This window comes from Neobacillus bataviensis LMG 21833 (genome assembly GCF_000307875.1).
Lineage (GTDB): Bacteria > Bacillota > Bacilli > Bacillales > Cytobacillaceae > Neobacillus > Neobacillus bataviensis.
This window is the reverse complement of sequence record NZ_AJLS01000185.1, coordinates 43,938-62,592: the sequence shown is the minus strand read 5'-3', so window position 1 is coordinate 62,592 and position 18,655 is coordinate 43,938. Positions and strand designations below refer to the sequence as shown.

Below are 18,655 nucleotides of genomic sequence, written 5' to 3'. Positions count from 1 at the left end.
GTGTTTCCTTTATCTCAGTTGGATCGCTCTAGGCCATACGCCGCTGACCAGGGCGCTTGCGCTTTTCTTATTATAAATATTTCCTGTGAACCCCTTTGCCATCATACGTAAACAGCATTTTTCTTTCTTCAATCATCGTTTCGATATGGACTGGTCTGCCCCACAGTTGCTGGATATAAGGGAGTACTTTTTCAAGATATTTAACATCTAATTCAATCCCCTCATACCAGTGTTTTAAGTACAATTCACCATTTTTCAAGTAGTCGCCATCATTGACAGTGAGATAGGGAAATCCACCGTTTACCCGCATATTCACAAGCTGATCGCGGATATGCTCCCACTCTTTATCAACTACTTTATAATCACGGCCTTGCTTTTGGAAAAGATACATATCTTCTCTCATGACAAGATCTTTATTTAAGTAATTCCGCAAAAAGGAAATATCCGATTCAACTTCACGTACCTCAAACATCTTTTCCCTTCCTGAACCGGGTTCAACTCCCCTTCGCTTCATTTCCTCTGTTGGATTGTTGTACCGTTCTTCAATATCTTCAAAGATTTTAATTCCTAAATAATAAGGGTTAATCCCTGTTTTTGAAGGCTGAACAACCCCGGCATTCAATTTAGCGAATTCAATGGATTCTCCGCTAGTTAAATCCAATTCCCGTAAAATCCGTTGATGCCAAAACGAAGCCCAGCCTTCGTTCATGATTTTCGTTTCAAGCTGCGGCCAAAAATAAAGCATTTCTTCCCGCATCATTGTCAAGATATCCCGCTGCCAATCTTCAAGCTCCCTGCTGTAGGTTTCAATAAATAGTAATAGGTCTTTTTCGGGCCTAGGTGGAAATTTCTTTTTCTTCGGTTGGTCTTCTGCCTTTTTTCCTTTCTCATCAAGCTTCCATAGGTCATCATATGGTGTGATCACTTGATGTTCCTGATCTTCGTCTTCCTCATAATCACCAATAGTCCAAGAAAGCTTTGGCCTCATAAGTGATGGGTCAATGTGCTCATCAATCGCGAGTACTGCATCTAAAAAAGTCTCTACTTCCTTTTTACCATATTGAATCTCATATTGGTGGATTCGGTCAGCTGTTGCCGCCATACTTTCAACCATATCACGTTTTGTATTTTGAAAGCGGACATTGTTTTTAAAGAAATCACAATGGGCTAATACGTGAGCTACAATCAGTTTATTTTGGATCAAAGTATTAGAATCAAGCAAGAACGCGTAACATGGGTTTGAGTTAATAACAAGCTCATATATTTTACTAAGTCCCAAATCATAATGGAGTTTCATTTTATGAAATTGCTTCCCGAAGCTCCAATGGGAAAATCGGGTCGGCATCCCGTAAGCCCCAAAGGTATAAATAATTTCGGCGGGACAAATTTCGTACCGCATTGGATAAAAATCCAAACCAAAGCCGGTTGCGATTTCAGTAATCTCACTGATGGCATATTCAAGCTGCTTGCGACCTTCTACATTCATTCGCCACTCCCCCTTTTCCTCTTACCACAATGTATGAAGATAAGTCGGGAATGATGAAACAAGATAGAATAAACTACTTCTATTTTTCCCTAAAACAATATGTTAATGACAATGGTATTAACTCCCTCTGGCTCAGAAAAGCCCAATTCTTTATTCATTTATACAGGTAAATGTTGAAAACAGCGTAAACTCGGGGTGTCCAACATTTTCTGTGAAAGTTCTCCTCAGTTTGTCATACAATAAAATCAACTCCCAATGAGGAGGAGAGAAATCAAATGAATAAAGTGGATTACGACAGGGCGTTATACTATACGCACCGATCTGAATGGGACAATTTACTAATTTTAATGGTCCGAACAAAAGACCAATTTTTATCTAAGAAGATTGAACAATTCCTGCATGCCTACAATTTTGAAAAGGACTACACTGTCCTTGAATCAAAGCTATATAATCTACTTCGTTACATCGACCATGCGAACGAAATCGTTGACCCTGATGCAAATGGGATACCGTTGTATAGTCTTTCCTGAAACCTTAGTGAATACCGAATTTGTCTGAGAGAATTTTTTACAACCGGGTAAAAGAATTCCACCAGAAAACGGCTTCCAACTTGGAAGCCGTTTTTCTTATGCTATAGGGTATTGCTGTACAAACGGATGTAAGACGATTTCGTCAATCAGCATGTGCTTAGGGGCAGATGCCATATAGACAACTGCATTAGCGATGTCTTCCACCTTCAGCCAGCCTTTTTTCTCAGCTAAGCCTTGGGTTGATTCGGCAAAATAAGTATCGACCATACCAGGATTAATCGTACCGACGCGAATTCCGTAATCACGTACTTCCTGGGCAACTGAACCGGAAAAACCTTGCACCGCATATTTTGTAGCAGTATAGGCCGCACCATTCGGTATGGTGTAGCGGGCAACATCAGAAGAGATGGTAATAATGGTTCCCGATTTTCGCTCCTTCATATGTGGAAGGACTGCCTTTGTAGCCAGGAACACACCTTGGACATTTACCTCAAAGATTTTCTTCCACTCTTCTACGGTAACTTCTTCCGTCAATTTAAAGAAACCAATACCTGCATTATTGACTAAAACATCCACTGTTCCGTAAGTTTCAATTGTTTTCTTAATGACTTCCTGCATGTCCTCTTCTTTCGAAACATCTGCTTGAAAAGGTAGAATATTGGAATAGCCCATATTTTTTAATTCATCAGCGGTTTCTGAAACTTGTGAAGAACTACCGATAATCGTTAATTTCATCCCATGCTCTGCAAGCTTTACCGCAATTTCTCTTCCGATACCACGCGATGCGCCCGTTACAATGGCTACTTGATCTTTTAACATTTCTTACCTTCCCCTCATGATGAGATGTCCTGTTGAATGTTCAATTACTAAATCCGCTGCACCATCTTTACCTTTTTATCGACAAGCTCCATAAAGTCTTTTTCAACAGCTTGAAGTTTCGAAATACTTTCAGCAAGGCTATCACAACTTACACCAAAATAGAATTTTACCTTTGGTTCTGTTCCGGATGGTCTTAGACATACCCATGAACCGTCTTCAAAAATGTATTTCAAGACATTCGATTTAGGTAAATCAATCTTTTCTTCTCCATTTTGCGTTACGCGGCTACTTGTCAGATAATCTTCTGTTGCGTATGTGTTTAAATCACCTAGCTTTGTTAATTGCTCGTTTCGAAATGAGGTCAAAAGACGCTGGATCATTTCTGATCCTTCTTTTCCTTTTAGAGTTAAGGAACGAAGGCCTTCCCGATAAAATCCATACTTTTCAAATACCTGAAGCAAGCCTTCATAAAGGGTCATGCCTTGTTTTTTATAATAAGCACAAACCTCTGTTGCCAATAATGCGGCTTGGACAGCGTCCTTATCACGGGCAAAATCGCCGATTAAATAGCCGTAGGATTCCTCATATCCAAAAAGGAAAGTATGGTCACCTGTTGCTTCATATTCCTTAATTTTTTCAGCAATAAACTTAAAGCCTGTTAAAACATCAACAGTATCTAATTCGTAGGATGAAGCAATTTTCCGCCCAATTTCAGAGGTAACAATTGTTTTTAACACAACCCCATTTAGTGGCAATGTTCCTTTTTCCTTTTTCTGTGTAAGCAGATAATCAAGTAATAATGCTCCTGTTTGATTTCCTGTGAGAACGACATATTCACCTTCTGGATTAAGTACAGCAATCCCTAAGCGGTCGGCATCTGGATCAGTCGCAATTAATAGGTCGGCCCCCACTTTTTTTCCATCACGGATCGCTAATTCAAATGCAGCGTGTTCTTCCGGATTTGGACTTTTCACAGTTGAAAATTCCGGATCCGGCTGCTCCTGCTCTTTTACAACTGTTACATTTTTATAACCCAAGGCATCAAGAGCGGCGCGAACGGGTTTATTTGCCGTTCCATGTAAGGGCGTAAAAACGACCTTAATATCTGTCTCTTCCGCTAGGCCTGGATTTTCAGAAATCGTTTTTAACTTTTCAATATATGCTTTGTCAATTTCTAAACCAATGGTTTTAATTAATCCTGACTCTCTTAACTTCGCTTCACTGTCAACTTCGATTAATAATTCATTCTCAATCTCATTTACCCTTGCAATGACTTGATCCGCTTCATTTGGGGGTAGTTGACCTCCGTCTGACCCATACACTTTATATCCGTTGTATTCCGGCGGATTGTGACTAGCAGTAATAACAATTCCAGAAAAAGCATTTAAATTTCTTAAGGCAAAAGAAAGTTCTGGAGTTGGTCTTAGTTCATCAAAAACATATGTTTGAATCCCATTACTTGCGAGTGTTTTTGCAGTCTCCATAGCAAACTCTGGGGATTTATGACGTGAATCATAAGCAATGACGACTCCTCGTTTTTTTGCTTCCTCACCATTTTCTTCTATGTAAGCCGCAAGACCTGCAGAAGCTTTACGAACGGTGTACATGTTCATTCGGTTGGTACCAACACCAATTTCACCGCGCATTCCGCCGGTTCCAAATTCCAAATTCTTGTAAAAGGATTCTTCTAAATGCTTTTCATCCTTTTTTAATTCTGCTAATTGATTTTTTAATTCTGGATCCAATTCATCAAATTCAATCCAACTTTGTGCGATTACTTTCCAATCCAAAGATGTCCCCTCCTAATTCTACTTACTTGTTATTGTTTCTAAGTTTTAACACGTTACTCCTGCAAAAAGTCCTCGAAATTAACCGACAATTTTCGCAATAAGTGAATACGTTCACATACTATCATACAACAAAATTCCATCCATATAGCAAAAAAATAGAAAAAGGCCTGAAAAAATCCAGGCTTTTCCCATTCCCTATATAATCAATTCATTATCAGCCTTTGTAAAGATACTTAGCATGGTATTTTTCAATCTTTTTGCATCAACAAATTGTTGAAATTCAAATGGAAAAAATAATCCAAATTCCTGCAGTGTTGCAACATTTTTGTCAAAAACAGCTTCATATTGCTCATCAAGTGGAGAAGGTTCCAGAATTGATATAATCGTTTGAATACAAGTCATTACCTGAAAAGCATCTTTTAATGTGTTAAAATCTTCAGGAGTACGTAAAACCTTTAACTGTTCAAATTCACATATTTCCTCATCACTAAAATAAAGAGGAAAAATGCTCGAATACACATACCTCACAAGTCCATTTATTTCTTCTTCTTGACTTGGTGTCGAGGCAAATACTATTTTCACGTGTAACCCACCTTTGCCATCGCTTTTTTCTGACGAATTTTATATCATAAGAATACCATAACTGCCGAGGGTTTTACGGTGGTAATTAGTGGATGACAGAAGGAGACATTATGTTAAATACGGTACGTAAGGGAGAATGGTTTCATATTAGTGTTCCAAGAGGGTGGGAAGGCAAAACAGTTGACTGGGTTTTTCGTCATTATTGGGAGGCACCAAAAAAATTAACGCATCTTTTTCGAATGGAGAATAAGGTTTTAGCAGATGGAGCCCGTGCTAACTGGCTATTCCCCTTAACAGCCGGTTCAAAGCTGCAATTAAAGCTTTTTGAAGAAGAAGAGCTCCAAATAATCCCGAATTTCCATGATATTGACATTTTATTTGAAGATGATCATGTTTTGGTGGTTAACAAGCCGCCATACATGAACACTCATCCAAATAATCCTCTAACCGAAACAAACACACTTATCAACGCCGCCTCCTTTTATTTACAGTCTAAAGGAGAATATCGGAATATCCGTCAAATTCATCGTTTAGACCGGGATACCACCGGGGCCATCCTGTTTGCAAAACATGCGTTAGCAGGAGCTATTCTAGACAATATGCTAGAAAAGCGCGAGATAAAACGAACCTATATTGCCGCAGTTCATGGACTGTTCCAGAAAAAAAAAGGGATAATCCATCAGCCAATTGGCCGTGATCGCCACCATGCAACAAAAAGAAGGGTTTCACCATCCGGTCAGGATGCCATTACCCACGTTCAGTTGTTAAAAGAGGATAAGAATAACAAGCTTTCATATGTAAAATGCTGGCTTGAGACGGGGAGAACCCATCAGATAAGAGTACATTTAAGTTACGAAGGTCATCCGATAGTGGGCGATATCGCATATGGCGGACAGCCTTTGGAAAAAAGACAGGCATTGCATGCCGCAAAACTTGAATTTCCCCACCCTTTAACGGAGGAAAAAGTGGTATGCCATGCGCCAGTTATTGATTCACTAAATGTCTTTAAACATATCGACATTTATTCAATTTAATTTTAAAGGAAAAGCCTCCCGCGTTTTGGGAGGCTTTCTACATCCATGTTCTATGTGGTTATTTAATCGGCTTTTCGAAAGGCACGCATAATGAAGCTTAGCAGTAAAACCAACACTGCAGCACCGATGATTGCCGGTATAATTGCAAAATCGGAAACATGCGGCCCCCAATTGCCTAATACCGCTGTTCCCAGCCATGCACCAACAAATCCAGCAATGATATTACCAATAATGCCCCCAGGAATATTTCTACCAACGATTAGCCCCGCTAACCATCCAATAATTCCACCGACAATTAATGCCCAAATGAAACTCATTATCGAACACTCCTTTTTGTATTCATTATTCATTTAGCATAGATCTCAGGCAGTAGTGGAAAAGCTTTTTCAAGCTGCCTGTACATTTAAAGTACCCCCATTTTATTTTTTTACTCATAAAAAAGTAAAAACCGGAAATAATTAATTCGTTTTTGGAGTCAGTATAAACTATTTACATAAATTCATGATTCTAGGTAAAAGTAAAAGTACTTCTAACCTAGAGAAGAATTCTGAAGATTCAAATGTTAAGTTTTTGTAAATTTTATTGCTATTTAATACTTTTTTCGACATATTTCATATAAAATTATTAAGTTAATTTAAAACTATGGATGATAAAAATGGGGGTAAAATCAATGGCTAAAAAAGTGGATAAATTCTCAGCTCTTTTAAGAAAAATTTCTTCCAATTTAGATGAAGGAGTAGATTTTTTTACAGAATACAAATTGAATAACATTAGCGATTTAAAAATCTTTTCCGAGAAAATGAAGGAGTATGAAACCCAAGGGGATACATACGTTCATGAAGTAATCAAAGAACTGAATGACGCTTTCATCACACCTATTGAACGTGAAGATATTTTACATCTAGCTATGAGCATGGATGATGTAATAGATGGTCTTGAAGCTACTTCGGCATTATTTGAAATGTATTCCATTACTCAAGCAGATGATTTTATGCTGCAGTTCGTTTCCGCCATTCAGGGAAGTGTTCATGAAATCGATAAGGCCATTGAATTATTATCGAATAAAAAATTGCAGCAAATAAGAGAACATGCCATTAAAATAAAGGATTACGAATCGAATTGCGATAATATTCTGCGTCAATCAATTAAACATTTATTTACAGTTGAAAAAGATCCGATTCGGATTATTCAATATAAGGAAATATACGAAAATCTTGAGGATATTGCTGACTTCTGCCAGACTGTCGCAAACACGCTTGAAACCATTATCATGAAAAATGCATAAGGAGCAAAAAAATGAGTCTTTTATTCATACTAACGATCGCAATCGTAATATGTGCCCTTGCATTTGACTTTATTAATGGGTTCCATGATACAGCTAATGCAATCGCAACATCTGTTTCAACGAAAGCATTAAAACCACGTCACGCCATTTTGTTAGCAGCCATCATGAATTTTGTTGGTGCGATGACATTTACAGGAGTGGCAAAAACAATCTCTAAGGATATCGTCAATCCATTTGATCTCACTAATGGCTCTGTTGTTATTCTGGCAGCGTTATTAGCGGCTGTCGCATGGAATTTACTTACCTGGTATTACGGGATTCCCAGCAGTTCTTCACATGCCCTAATCGGTTCCATCGCCGGAGCGGCGATTGCCTCTAAAGGATTTGGCATTCTTAACTATGGTGGATTTATTAAAATTCTTGAAGCACTTATTCTTTCCCCCATTTTAGCCTTTGTGGTGGGGTACATTATTTATAGTATTTTTAAAGTGGCATTTAAAAACTTTAATTTAACGAAGACAAATCGAAATTTCCGTTATATCCAAATAGCCACGGCTGCATTACAATCCTATTCCCATGGAACAAATGATGCACAGAAATCCATGGGGATTATCACCATGGCTCTAATTGCTAATCAATACCTTCCTAAAGATGCAGATGTTCCTTTTTGGGTTCAATTATCCTGTGCTGCCGCTATGGGATTAGGTACTTCGATTGGTGGCTGGAAGATCATTAAAACCGTCGGCGGGAAAATTATGAAAATCCGTCCGATTAACGGGGTGGCAGCTGATTTAACTGGTGCTGGGATTATTTTTGGTGCGAGCTTAATTCACCTTCCGGTAAGTACCACACATGTTATCTCATCAGGAATCCTTGGGGTTGGTTCCGCACACCGGCTTAAAGGGGTTAAGTGGGATACAGCTCAGCGGATGCTTATGACTTGGGTCATTACTCTTCCCATTACGGCATTAATCGCTGCAATCTGTTATTTTATTCTTAATCTATTCTTTTAAGTGAAAAACCAGAGAATTTCATTTCTCTGGTTTTTTTCAGTTCCTTACTTTTCTTGATTTAAAAAGGAAATACGGAATGTTTCTGCCATTATTTCATAAGACAATTCGTACACTGCCTCCGGATGCAATCACCTCTTCATTAGAGTCGATGATTGGCTTCATCACCTTTAAAAAGGCATCCTGTTCAAGTACAGAATCTCCGTCAAGCGAACAAAAATACGGATAATGCGAAAAATTCAGACCGACATTTAGCGCATCCGCTTTTCCTCCATTCTCTTTATCGATAAAAAACAGTGTAAAAGAGAATGACCATCACCATATAAACGGCAATAAATGAAGCAAATGCTGTAACAATGTCGCTCCAGTGAATAAAATGCATCGTTCATACCCCTTTATGGAGCCATTCCCAGGCCATATCTTTTGCAAAGGTATCCTTTGATGTTTCTAATACTGTTCGTAGAATATCTTTCCCGTTTCCAAATTGACAGATAGACTGGCCCGCCTGTGAACGAACCCACCATGTTTGATCATGTAATAGCTCAATTAATCTTGGCATTGCTTTTTCTTCTTTAACTGAACCAATTAATTTTGCCGCTAGCATCCGTTCCTCCCATTTTGAAGAATGGAGAGGTCCTATATAGGGATTAATATTTTCTACAGAACCAATTTCTGCTAATGCCCTTAAAGCCCTTAGTTTTATTTCACCGCTGTAGCTGAAAATAATATTTTCTATGAAGGGAAGGTAATATGTCTCCCTCTTTATCGCAATGACTTCAAGAACGGCTTTCTGTAAGGAAGAATCAGCCAAGTGAAAATATTGTACGAACTGATGAAATTGCTGCTTTTGTAAGCGAATCAAGATATGACGATAATCTATTTCAGCTAGATACTGATAGTGGCTGGTAAGTAAATGAAATAGCGGTTTATATTGAAATAAGGCAAGTATTCTTAAAATATGTACCAATTCTTTATGAGAAAGCCGTTTATATTTCAATAATCGATTCACATCATTTAACAGGGAAATCATATTGAAGTCATCATTATGGTATAGAGTATTCATACGTGTACTCCATATTTTACTTCTAAGCCGTTTACGATAGTTTTCAGTTAAATACATGGCTGCTAGTTCTGATAATCGGCTCCTTTCTTCCTCACCCTCTATCACCTTTATATAACGACTCAGCAGCTCTTCGACTGCCTTTTGCTGAAGGTCTGTTACCGGCCTCAGTTCACTTGAAGAAAATCCTTCGGTCACCAGTTGAAAAATGAGGGGATTGTATTTTTCTTTGTAGTTTTCAATTTTATTCCTTTTTCGAATATCATGAGATTTTCGAATCATGAGGTACACTAATAAAATGACCAAAATGGCTAAAATAGCAATGGTCAGGGTTGAAAGGATAAATAACTCATTTTTGTGTAGATAAGACGCATTACTCTCCATTAAATTACACCCTTCAATTCATTCTATATAAAAAGAGGACCCAATTTTAAGGATCCGATAGTCTTATCTTTTTACTTATACATTTTGTTATCTAAGATAATCACATTTTCTGAAAAAGTGGTTCTTCCAACTTCTTTCGTATTTTCAACCAAGCGATATATATTATCGCAGCACTGTTTGGCGCCTTTCACTAATAACGGAACCCCAATTACGTCAATTTTTAATCCCCTAGAGAAAAATCCTCCCATTGACATGGCAAAGGGAACGGTCGGTGAGGTATTGGAAAAGACAATTTTTTCATCGAATTTAAACTTTTCCTGAAGCAGCAAACTCATTTCTTTTAACGCTGGAACAACATATTTATTCCTCTTGCGCCCAATCGTATACACAGAATTACGTTCATCATCAATACCGTGAAAAATTAGTTTTCCGAAGTCTTCCTTTGTTAATTTATTGAAGAATTTCACATTTAATATTTCTTCCTTTGAAAGCTTCCGCTCTGATTGAGGAAGTTGTTTTAAATGGTATGCAGCCGCTAAAGATGTGGTATGTGTTCCTCCATAATCGTTATAAATATAAATCATGGTATCATCCTTTTTTTATGTCTATGGTAATAGTATGTACGTATACACTTTCTTCAATTCTAGAGCCAAAATAACTCAAAAAAACAAAAAAGAAGCTACTCGATTAGAATAGCTCCATTTTTGCTTAATCTATATTATTAATAGTTACTGTCAGAAAGCTCACCTTTAGCAATAGAAACACCGGAACTGGCACCAATCCGGGTGGCTCCTGCTTCTATCATTGCTAAGGCATCCTCACGGCTGCGAACACCGCCGGATGCTTTCACACCTATTTCAGGGCCGACTGTTTGACGCATTAAGCGGATATCTTCGACTGTTGCTCCTCCAGTCGAAAATCCTGTAGATGTTTTGACAAAATCTGCTCCTGCTCTAACAGAAAGCTCACATGCTCTTACCTTTTCTTCATTCGTTAACAAGCAAGTTTCGATGATTACCTTTACTATTGCCTTTCCCTTTGCGGCTTCGACAACAGCGTGGATATCATTTTCAACAAATTCATCCTGTCCGTCTTTTAGTGCTGCTATGTTGATGACCATGTCGATTTCATTTGCGCCATTTTCAATCGCATTTTTTGTTTCAAAGGCCTTTGTTTCAGTTGTTGAGGCACCTAGAGGGAAGCCAATTACTGTACAAACCTTTACTTCATTAGTATCTGCAAGCATTTCAGCAGCTGTTTTAACCCAAGTTGGGTTTACACACACAGATGCAAATAAATATTTTTTTGCTTCCTCGATAATTTTAACGATTTCCGCACGTGTTGCATCAGCTTTTAATAAAGTATGGTCGATCATTCCGACTACATTTTGAGTCATTGTTACGTCCTCCTATTTAATAAAATTTTTATTTCTACAAGTACTTTAACATAAAGTTACTATAACAGAGAAATTGAACATTTGTAAATACCTTCGTGAACAAAGTTTCATCCAAATTTTCTCTACTTTAGTTAAATAGACACGAAAAAGACATCGGATTACCTTTACAATCTTATGTATACTATTAATAAAGAACTCGATTATGGAGGAGATCGCGTGCAGAAATTAGGTGGTTATATATACCGGAATCGCAAATGGGTGCTGATAATTTGGGTAGCGGCAATTTGCGTCTTAGGTTTTTTCGCATTGAAATTACCCTCAGTTTTAAGTGGGAATGGTTTCGAATACAAAGGTGAATACAATGAAACAAGGAAACTTCTGGAAGAGAACTTTGGACAAGCTAAATCATCGATTATCCTGGTTTTTGAAAAGAAGCAAACAGTTAGTGACGACAACTTTAGGAATTTTATTGAAGATACATTTGAAAAACTATCTGACTTTGGTGGGGCTAAACAAATAATCACTCCTTTCGAAAGAGAAGGAATGATCAAGGGGCGGTATGCCTATGGACTTCTTACTTTTAACAAAAAGGCAGAAAGCCTTGGCAATGAGATAAAGCAATTAAACGACCTGCTCGAAAATAAACCAGACTTAAAGGTCACCATGACAGGGGAACCGATTATTGTTCAAGATTTAAATGTTGCCAGTCAAGAGGATTTAGCCAAAGCAGAAATGATTGGTTTGCCGATTGCCTTAGTCGTCCTCATCCTTGCATTCGGTGGTCTAGTTGCTGCGTCACTGCCGCTTGTAATCGGAGTAGTTTCAATTTTAACAACGATGGGGACAGTTTATTTTTTCAGTTATAGTGCCGATTTAACCATCTTTATTTTAAATATTGTCCCAATGATTGGCCTTGCCCTAAGCATCGATTTTGCTTTGTTATTTATTAATCGGTACAAGGAAGAAGTTGAGACAAAATCCATCAGTGAAGCACTTGAAATTACTGTCGCCACTGCAGGGCGGTCGATTATCTTTTCTGGGCTTTGTGTTTTTATCGGATTATCCGGACTTTGGTTTATCAAAATTGATATTTTTCAAAATGTTGCCCTTGGCGGGATGACTGTGGTCTTGATTTCTGCCCTATGCGCCTTAACCTTTCTTCCCGCCGTCCTTGCAGTTTTGGGGAAGAACATTAACAAGCTAAGTATCCTAAAGATTTCAAACAGCCAAACAAGTATCTGGCACAAATTTGCTGCACTGGTGATGAAACGTCCGATAATTATGGCCACTGTGGCACTTGCTATTCTGCTTGTCGGACTTTTGCCAGTAAAGCAAATGGTTTTAGCCATTCCAGGGACAGATTCTCTCCCGGCAAAATACCCTTCAAGATTAGCGTTAGAAGCTTTTCAAGATCATTTTATCGATAAACAAAAACGCGATGAGAAGAAGGTAACGATTGTCCTCCAATCCCATGAAAGCATGATTAATAAAAACAATTTAAAGAAGGTTCGTAAGGTGATTAACAAACTTGAGAGCGATCGACTTGTGTATACTGTTAACTCACCATTTTCTGCGACAGGAATAAAGGATGATGACCAGCTATTTCAATTTCTCGCTCATGGTGACAAAACAATGACTGCTCCAATTACTGACTACTTTATCAAAGAAAATCAAACGCGCTTAGAAGTGTATTTAAGAACAGGTGAACATTCTGCTAAAGCAAGACAATGGGTAAGTGAATGGTCCGAAAAAGATTTAGGTCTGAAGGCATCTATTGGCGGGGCAATTAAATTCGAACAGGAAATTTTCACAGAGATATTTCAAAAGGCACCATACGGATTATTATTAATTGTTGTTTCTACCTTCATTATTCTAATGACGGCATTTCAATCTATTCTGATCCCAATTAAAGCCATCTTAATGAATGTTTTAAGCCTTGGCTGTACATTTGGGATTGTCGTTTGGATTTTCCAGCAGGGACATTTAGGCATAGCCCCTGTGGATATTGCCTTAATTTTACCCGTTTTCGTGTTCACCCTTGTTTTCGGATTATCAATGGATTATGAGGTCTTTCTCATTTCAAGGATTCAGGAGTTTTATTTAAGCTCGGGTGATAATAGCCAGGCAACAATTGCCGGTCTAACCTACACAAGTAAGATTATTACGTCCGCGGCGGCCATCATGATTGTTGTTACAGGCGCGTTTGCTTTTACGGGTGTGATGCCGGTTAAGCAGCTGGGCGTGGGAATTGCCATCGCCATTTTCATTGACGCAACAATCGTGAGGATGGTGTTGGTTCCCGCTTTAATGAAGCTGTTAGGTGATTGGAATTGGTGGTTTTTTGGTTATAAACATAAACATCGCAGGGAAAATCGCAAGAAGCCAGCCTAGTTTTAGGCTGGCTTCTCTTAACCAAGAATTAAATATTTTTAGCGTATTGTTCACTAGGGATTTTGCTTAATACCACATATATGCTTAATGGTTCACTTCCGCTATTTTTAAAGGCCATTTCTTCTTCACTATTTACATGAATAAGATCCGCTTCGGCTACTTCTGTTTCCGCACCGTCAATAACGATTGTTCCGTTTCCTGTTACAACATAGAGATAAACCTCTGTTCCCGGATGTCTGTGTGCCGGAAGCTGCTGACCTGGCAAAAAGTTCAAAACAAAGGCAGTCGTTTCACCTTTTTTATAAATTACACGTTTCGTAAATTTATCTTCGCTATATTCCATGAATGCCTTGACTGAATTCTTTTCCATCACCCATTCCTCCCTTGTTTGTTATATACCTAGTTTAATTGAAAATCATGGTTAATTAATTGATCTATATCAAGTTTTTAGTATGTCACAATTTTACATAAATAACAAAGAAAAACCAATACTATGATTAGCTCACTTCACGCAATATGATGGAGGTAATTTTAGTGGACAAAAAAAGGGTTCTATTATTACTGATCCTGTTGACTCTAGTTTGGTTTTCTTGTTCTACTCTTTCTTATGCCGCCGACACTGCCCCGAACCACGAAGGAATAGTAAATTTACGCATACTTGAGACAACTGATTTACATGCTGATTTGGTTAATTATGATTATTATCAAACAAAAGTGGATAATCGAATTGGGCTGATTAAAACCGCAACTCTTATCCATGAAGCAAGGAATGAAGTAAAGAATTCCTTATTATTTGATGATGGTGACCATTTAAAGGGAAACCCTCTTGGTGAATATCTAGCTAGAATTAGAGGAATGCATAAAGGAAAAACACACCCAGTATACCGGGCTTTTAATTACTTACAGTATGATGCAATTGCTATTGGAAATCATGAATTTAACTATGGCTTAGCATTTTTAAAAACGGCTTTGAAAGGCTTAAAGATGCCGGCCATAAACGCGAATGTTTTTTCAGTCAAAAAAAATAAGCCTTACTTTCCCCCTTATGTCATTTTAAAAAAGAAAGTGGTTGACCAAAATGACAAACAGCATGAACTGCATATTGGGGTTATTGCCCTTATGCCAACCCAAATTATGAAATGGGACAAGGCGAATCTTGAGGGCAAAGTCATTGCCAGGCCCATGGTAGAAACAGCGAAGGAATTTGTGCCCATTATGAAGGCAAAAGGAGCAGACATTATTATCGCCCTTGCCCATACTGGGATCAGCAGCGATACATACAATCCGGAGACAGAAAATGCAGTTTATTATTTGACACAAATCCCTGAAATTGATGCTATTTTATCAGGGCATTCACATAGTGTTTTTCCAGGCCCTGTTTTTATTGATTTGCCGAATACCAATATGGAAACAGGACAAATCAATAGAAAGCCAGTCGTAATGGCAGGTGCGTTTGGCAGCCGGCTTGGAGTTATTGATCTTACACTTTCAAATACGGAGGGCAAGTGGAAGGTGGTAAATAGTACATCATTTACAAGGCCAATAGCAGATGAGAATGGTAAATCACTTGTAAAAACAGACAAGAAGCTGTATAAATTGATTAAAACAGAGCACGAGGAGACTGTGGATTTTATCAAAAAGTTAGGACTGTGAAACAAAAAGCTTTGAGCAGCATTGGCACAATTTTCAGAATATCTTTTTCTTTACATCTTTAGAATAGTTTTATAAAATAAAGTGTAAACTACATATGTTGAATTTAGGTGGAGTCTGTCAAATCGGGCTCCTTTTTGCATTTTTTCAATGACATGTAGAAATAATTTGGGAGAAGAGGTCGATATATGTCAACACAAGCTATCATCGCCATTGGTGTATTTCTTATTACTTATGCTTTTATCGTCACTGAAAAAATACACCGGACTATCATCGCTATGGCCGGCGGAATCATGATGGTTTTATTAGGAATTGTCGGCCAGGAGAAGGCGCTGCATCATATTGATTTTAATACGCTCGGATTGCTGACGGGGATGATGATTATTGTTGCAATCACTGCAGAGACAGGTTTGTTCAAATACATAGCTATTTGGGCGGCAAAAAAAGTGAAGGGTGACCCGTTAAAAACTTTGCTTGTCCTTGGAGTCATTACTGCATTAGGTTCGGCCTTCTTGGATAATGTCACAACTGTTTTATTAATGGTTCCCGTAACTTTTAGTATCACAAGGCAATTGCGTGTAAACCCGATACCATTTTTGATAACAGAAATTATTGCATCCAATATTGGTGGCACCTCTACCCTAATCGGTGACCCGCCAAATATCATGCTTGGGAGTGCTGTTAAAGAATTAACCTTTATGGCCTTTATTAATAACCTTACGGCGATTTCATTTTTTATCTTATTTGTAAATATTGCCATTTTAGCTTTTATTTATCGCAAACAGCTTCGGACATCGGCTGAATTAAAGGCCACCTTAATGGACTTGGATGAAAAGGAAGAAATCACAGATAAAACTTTATTGATTAAGTCGTTAATTGCCCTTGGTATAACTATTTTGGGATTTTTCCTTCACCAGCTGTTACATATTGAATCAGCGACAGTCGCCCTAACTGGAGCATTTCTGTTACTTTTATTAACTGGGGAAAGTTATTTAGATAAAGCTTTTTCTAAAGTAGAATGGACAACCATTTTCTTCTTTATCGGGTTATTCGTATTGGTGTCTGGATTAATTGAAACAGGCGTTATATCGTTATTAGCAGATTACTCTGTACACCTTACTGGAGGGAATGTGGCTTCTACATCAATCCTAATTCTTTGGGTAAGCGCGATTGCATCTGCGTTTATCGATAATATCCCATTTGTTGCCACGATGATCCCGATGATTAAAGATATGGGAGAATTAGGGGTCAATAATTTAGAACCTCTATGGTGGAGCTTATCACTCGGCGCCTGTCTGGGCGGAAACGGAACATTAATTGGAGCAAGTGCCAACGTTATCGTAGCCGGTCTTGCAGCAAAAGAAGGTCATTCGATTACGTTTGGGAAATTTTTGTTAATTGCCTTTCCATTAATGATCCTTTCCATCATAATCTGTACAGTCTACATTTATTTACGATATTTAATCTAGGGGGCATATGATGAAGGTAATCTATAAATATGATGAAAAGCTTCTAGACATAAAAGAAACCGCTAACGAAGACGATATTGAATTCTCGATTGACCTTTATAATAGCGAGTATAAGAAAAACCTGAAGAAAGTTCGCGAATTTTTTGAGGAAAATAAAGTTTTAACTGATATCCATTATTACATCCATCCCAATAACAAGTATCAGGTGATTGTTAGAAAAGACTTTTATAACGAATTTTTGATTCAATTATTTAAAGAGGAATTATTGCTGGAGATTAAATGGGTATAAAGAAGTGGCTGCCACTAGAGTGGCAGCCTTTTTATCTTTCTTTCTAGTAACTAACAGGATTCCTAAAGCCTACTTTTTTCCCCTATTGCCTTCCATACCTGTTCATAAACCTGTTTTAAAGGAATATTTTTTAGTTGTGCAATGGTTTTACATTCCTCATACTCGGGAGCTCTTTGCACAACTTGTCCTTCATAAATTCCCTCTTTTACTGTCACTATACCATACTCCGTTGTGACTTTGGTAAACATTCTTTCTAGCCTATGTACTGTTAGCGGATAATAGCGTATACCTAATGTGGTCGTTTCCTTAAACAGAATTTCCTTCATTCGATGGATATTTTCTTGTGAACAAAGTAATTGTAGTAATATGCCTGGTCTATTTTTTTTCATGTAAATAGGGGTATAGAACACATCATTTGCCCCAGCCTCGAACAGCAAGTCCATCACATAGCCAAGCCATTCACCTGGAATATCATCAAGATTCACTTCCATTTTAACCATTTTATGATCTAAATGTTCATGATTGGGAGGATGTGAGACCATTTGGTTAACTCCTTTTATTTAGGCGATTATTTTATGTAACGTGTTTCCTCTTTATTGCTCACCAATAATGACCCGGAGTACATTTGGGTGATTTTTAAAGGTCTTTGTTCCCGCGCCATAGCCGATTGAGGTAACCTTTAATGATGGAATCGAACAATATTCCTCTGCAAGTACGGCGACAATTGCCGCTCCCGTTGGTGTTGTAAGCTCTGCTCTAATATCTGATTGGTCGATAGGTACTCCTTTTAAAATTTCAAGTGTTGCAGGAGCTGGTACGGGATATATACCATGGTCGATATGAATTCTTCCTGTACCAACAGGAATAGGTGATGACTTGATGGCGTCTATTTCTAATTGGTGGATTAAGATCGCTGCCCCAATAATATCAATAATAGAATCAACAGCTCCTACTTCATGGAAATGAACCTTTTCCAATGGAATGCCGTGGATATGCCCTTCCGCTTCGCCAATTCTTTTAAAAATCTTTAAAGCTGTTTCCTTTACTGTTTCGTCCAAGCCTGCCCCCTCAATTAATTCCACGATATCTTTATAGGCGCGATGGTCATGATGGTGATGATGGTCGTGGTCATGATTGTGGCTATGACTATGATCATGGTTGTGCTCATGATCGTGACTATGCCCATGAGCATGATTGTGATCATGATTGTAGTCATGATTGTGGTCATGATTGTGGTCATGACTTTGGTCATGATTGTGGTCATGACTTTGTATATGAATCGATTTGTTCAGCAGCAAAACATCAAACTTTGTGCTGGTAATACCATTTTTAATAACTTTTTTCCATTTCAACTCATATTCATCTTCAATTTGAAGCTTTTTTAATTCATCTACTAAAAGATTAGGATCAGCTCCAGCATCGATAAGTGCCCCAATGACCATATCGCCGCTGATTCCTGAAAAACAGTCAAAATAAAGTG

The 18,655-nt window shown here is 38.0% G+C and carries 17 protein-coding genes and 2 pseudogenes; 8 read left to right on the top strand and 11 right to left on the bottom strand.

Annotated features, from left to right (window positions below; all coding sequences use genetic code 11):
• Positions 1-70: 70 nt before the first annotated feature.
• Positions 71-1,486 (bottom strand): SpoVR family protein, encoded by a 1,416-nt coding sequence (locus BABA_RS25510; protein ID WP_007088170.1) that lies wholly within the window; start codon positions 1,484-1,486, stop codon positions 71-73.
• Between the two features lie 275 nt (positions 1,487-1,761).
• Here BABA_RS25510 and BABA_RS25505 point away from each other — a divergent pair, with 275 nt between their 5' ends.
• Positions 1,762-2,016: a YhdB family protein gene (locus tag BABA_RS25505; protein WP_007088169.1), complete on the top strand. Its 255-nt coding sequence runs from the start codon at positions 1,762-1,764 to the stop codon at positions 2,014-2,016.
• A gap of 96 nt (positions 2,017-2,112) precedes the next feature.
• Here BABA_RS25505 and BABA_RS25500 read toward each other — a convergent pair whose 3' ends face one another.
• The 3 genes from BABA_RS25500 to BABA_RS25490 all read right to left on the bottom strand — a co-directional run bounded on the left by BABA_RS25500 (position 2,113) and on the right by BABA_RS25490 (position 5,207).
• Entirely contained in the window at positions 2,113-2,835 is a 723-nt protein-coding gene (locus BABA_RS25500; protein WP_007088168.1) for an SDR family oxidoreductase, read from the bottom strand.
• A 47-nt stretch (positions 2,836-2,882) separates the two neighbouring features.
• Positions 2,883-4,625, bottom strand: coding sequence for a phospho-sugar mutase (locus BABA_RS25495; protein WP_007088167.1), 1,743 nt, complete (start codon positions 4,623-4,625; stop codon positions 2,883-2,885).
• 195 nt (positions 4,626-4,820) lie between these two features.
• Positions 4,821-5,207: a YhcU family protein gene (locus BABA_RS25490; RefSeq protein ID WP_007088166.1), complete on the bottom strand. Its 387-nt coding sequence runs from the start codon at positions 5,205-5,207 to the stop codon at positions 4,821-4,823.
• A 110-nt stretch (positions 5,208-5,317) separates the two neighbouring features.
• Between BABA_RS25490 and BABA_RS25485 the strand changes: the two genes are divergently transcribed.
• Complete coding sequence (locus BABA_RS25485) at positions 5,318-6,241, top strand: RluA family pseudouridine synthase (RefSeq protein WP_040347571.1); 924 nt, start codon at positions 5,318-5,320, stop codon at positions 6,239-6,241.
• Between the two features lie 62 nt (positions 6,242-6,303).
• Here the strand turns inward: BABA_RS25485 and BABA_RS25480 are convergent, their stop codons facing one another.
• A complete protein-coding gene (locus BABA_RS25480) occupies positions 6,304-6,558 on the bottom strand; it encodes a GlsB/YeaQ/YmgE family stress response membrane protein (RefSeq protein ID WP_007088164.1) in 255 nt (84 codons plus the stop codon).
• Between the two features lie 353 nt (positions 6,559-6,911).
• Between BABA_RS25480 and BABA_RS25475 the strand changes: the two genes are divergently transcribed.
• Together BABA_RS25475 and BABA_RS25470 are read left to right on the top strand one after the other, a co-directional pair.
• Positions 6,912-7,526 carry a DUF47 domain-containing protein gene (locus tag BABA_RS25475; protein ID WP_007088163.1) on the top strand — a complete coding sequence of 205 codons (615 nt, stop codon included), beginning with the start codon at positions 6,912-6,914 and terminating at the stop codon, positions 7,524-7,526.
• An 11-nt stretch (positions 7,527-7,537) separates the two neighbouring features.
• Positions 7,538-8,539, top strand: coding sequence for an inorganic phosphate transporter (locus BABA_RS25470; protein ID WP_007088162.1), 1,002 nt, complete (start codon positions 7,538-7,540; stop codon positions 8,537-8,539).
• A gap of 102 nt (positions 8,540-8,641) precedes the next feature.
• Here BABA_RS25470 and BABA_RS26910 read toward each other — a convergent pair.
• The 4 genes and pseudogenes from BABA_RS26910 to deoC all read right to left on the bottom strand — a co-directional run.
• Positions 8,642-8,833: pseudogene (locus BABA_RS26910) on the bottom strand (glycosyltransferase); the annotation flags it as partial.
• Between the two features lie 88 nt (positions 8,834-8,921).
• The gene (locus BABA_RS25465) at positions 8,922-9,980 is read right to left on the bottom strand and encodes a HEAT repeat domain-containing protein (protein ID WP_007088161.1); all 1,059 of its coding nucleotides are present in this window, start codon (positions 9,978-9,980) and stop codon (positions 8,922-8,924) included.
• A 71-nt stretch (positions 9,981-10,051) separates the two neighbouring features.
• Positions 10,052-10,564 (bottom strand): DUF3189 family protein, encoded by a 513-nt coding sequence (locus BABA_RS25460; protein WP_007088160.1) that lies wholly within the window; start codon positions 10,562-10,564, stop codon positions 10,052-10,054.
• Between the two features lie 137 nt (positions 10,565-10,701).
• The gene (gene deoC, locus BABA_RS25455) at positions 10,702-11,376 is read right to left on the bottom strand and encodes a deoxyribose-phosphate aldolase (RefSeq protein WP_007088159.1); all 675 of its coding nucleotides are present in this window, start codon (positions 11,374-11,376) and stop codon (positions 10,702-10,704) included.
• A gap of 216 nt (positions 11,377-11,592) precedes the next feature.
• On the opposite strand from deoC, the gene BABA_RS25450 reads away from it, so the two are divergent.
• The gene (locus BABA_RS25450) at positions 11,593-13,767 is read left to right on the top strand and encodes an MMPL family transporter (RefSeq protein WP_007088158.1); all 2,175 of its coding nucleotides are present in this window, start codon (positions 11,593-11,595) and stop codon (positions 13,765-13,767) included.
• A gap of 28 nt (positions 13,768-13,795) precedes the next feature.
• On the opposite strand, the gene BABA_RS25445 is transcribed toward BABA_RS25450, so the two are convergent.
• Complete coding sequence (locus BABA_RS25445) at positions 13,796-14,137, bottom strand: cupin domain-containing protein (RefSeq protein WP_007088157.1); 342 nt, start codon at positions 14,135-14,137, stop codon at positions 13,796-13,798.
• A 164-nt stretch (positions 14,138-14,301) separates the two neighbouring features.
• On the opposite strand from BABA_RS25445, the gene BABA_RS25440 reads away from it, so the two are divergent.
• The 3 genes from BABA_RS25440 to BABA_RS25430 all read left to right on the top strand — a co-directional run bounded on the left by BABA_RS25440 (position 14,302) and on the right by BABA_RS25430 (position 17,175).
• Positions 14,302-15,420, top strand: coding sequence for a metallophosphoesterase (locus BABA_RS25440; RefSeq protein ID WP_007088156.1), 1,119 nt, complete (start codon positions 14,302-14,304; stop codon positions 15,418-15,420).
• A gap of 185 nt (positions 15,421-15,605) precedes the next feature.
• Positions 15,606-16,886, top strand: coding sequence for an ArsB/NhaD family transporter (locus BABA_RS25435; RefSeq protein ID WP_007088155.1), 1,281 nt, complete (start codon positions 15,606-15,608; stop codon positions 16,884-16,886).
• A 10-nt stretch (positions 16,887-16,896) separates the two neighbouring features.
• Positions 16,897-17,175, top strand: coding sequence for a hypothetical protein (locus BABA_RS25430; protein WP_007088154.1), 279 nt, complete (start codon positions 16,897-16,899; stop codon positions 17,173-17,175).
• Between the two features lie 62 nt (positions 17,176-17,237).
• Here the strand turns inward: BABA_RS25430 and larC are convergent.
• A pseudogene (gene larC, locus BABA_RS28250) lies at positions 17,238-18,617 on the bottom strand (nickel pincer cofactor biosynthesis protein LarC).
• Positions 18,618-18,655 lie beyond the last annotated feature (38 nt).

What these genes read in the sequence shown, in the direction of transcription:
- deoC (WP_007088159.1), bottom strand. Translation starts at nt 11,376, where the DNA reads ATGACTCAAAATGTAGTCGGAATGATCGACCATACTTTATTAAAAGCT.
- BABA_RS25510 (WP_007088170.1), bottom strand. Translation starts at nt 1,486, where the DNA reads ATGAATGTAGAAGGTCGCAAGCAGCTTGAATATGCCATCAGTGAGATT.
- BABA_RS25475 (WP_007088163.1), top strand. Translation starts at nt 6,912, where the DNA reads ATGGCTAAAAAAGTGGATAAATTCTCAGCTCTTTTAAGAAAAATTTCT.
- BABA_RS25445 (WP_007088157.1), bottom strand. Translation starts at nt 14,137, where the DNA reads ATGGAAAAGAATTCAGTCAAGGCATTCATGGAATATAGCGAAGATAAA.
- BABA_RS25460 (WP_007088160.1), bottom strand. Translation starts at nt 10,564, where the DNA reads ATGATTTATATTTATAACGATTATGGAGGAACACATACCACATCTTTA.
- BABA_RS25500 (WP_007088168.1), bottom strand. Translation starts at nt 2,835, where the DNA reads ATGTTAAAAGATCAAGTAGCCATTGTAACGGGCGCATCGCGTGGTATC.
- BABA_RS25435 (WP_007088155.1), top strand. Translation starts at nt 15,606, where the DNA reads ATGTCAACACAAGCTATCATCGCCATTGGTGTATTTCTTATTACTTAT.
- BABA_RS25505 (WP_007088169.1), top strand. Translation starts at nt 1,762, where the DNA reads ATGAATAAAGTGGATTACGACAGGGCGTTATACTATACGCACCGATCT.
- BABA_RS25430 (WP_007088154.1), top strand. Translation starts at nt 16,897, where the DNA reads ATGAAGGTAATCTATAAATATGATGAAAAGCTTCTAGACATAAAAGAA.
- BABA_RS25485 (WP_040347571.1), top strand. Translation starts at nt 5,318, where the DNA reads ATGTTAAATACGGTACGTAAGGGAGAATGGTTTCATATTAGTGTTCCA.
- BABA_RS25480 (WP_007088164.1), bottom strand. Translation starts at nt 6,558, where the DNA reads ATGAGTTTCATTTGGGCATTAATTGTCGGTGGAATTATTGGATGGTTA.
- BABA_RS25470 (WP_007088162.1), top strand. Translation starts at nt 7,538, where the DNA reads ATGAGTCTTTTATTCATACTAACGATCGCAATCGTAATATGTGCCCTT.
- BABA_RS25465 (WP_007088161.1), bottom strand. Translation starts at nt 9,980, where the DNA reads ATGGAGAGTAATGCGTCTTATCTACACAAAAATGAGTTATTTATCCTT.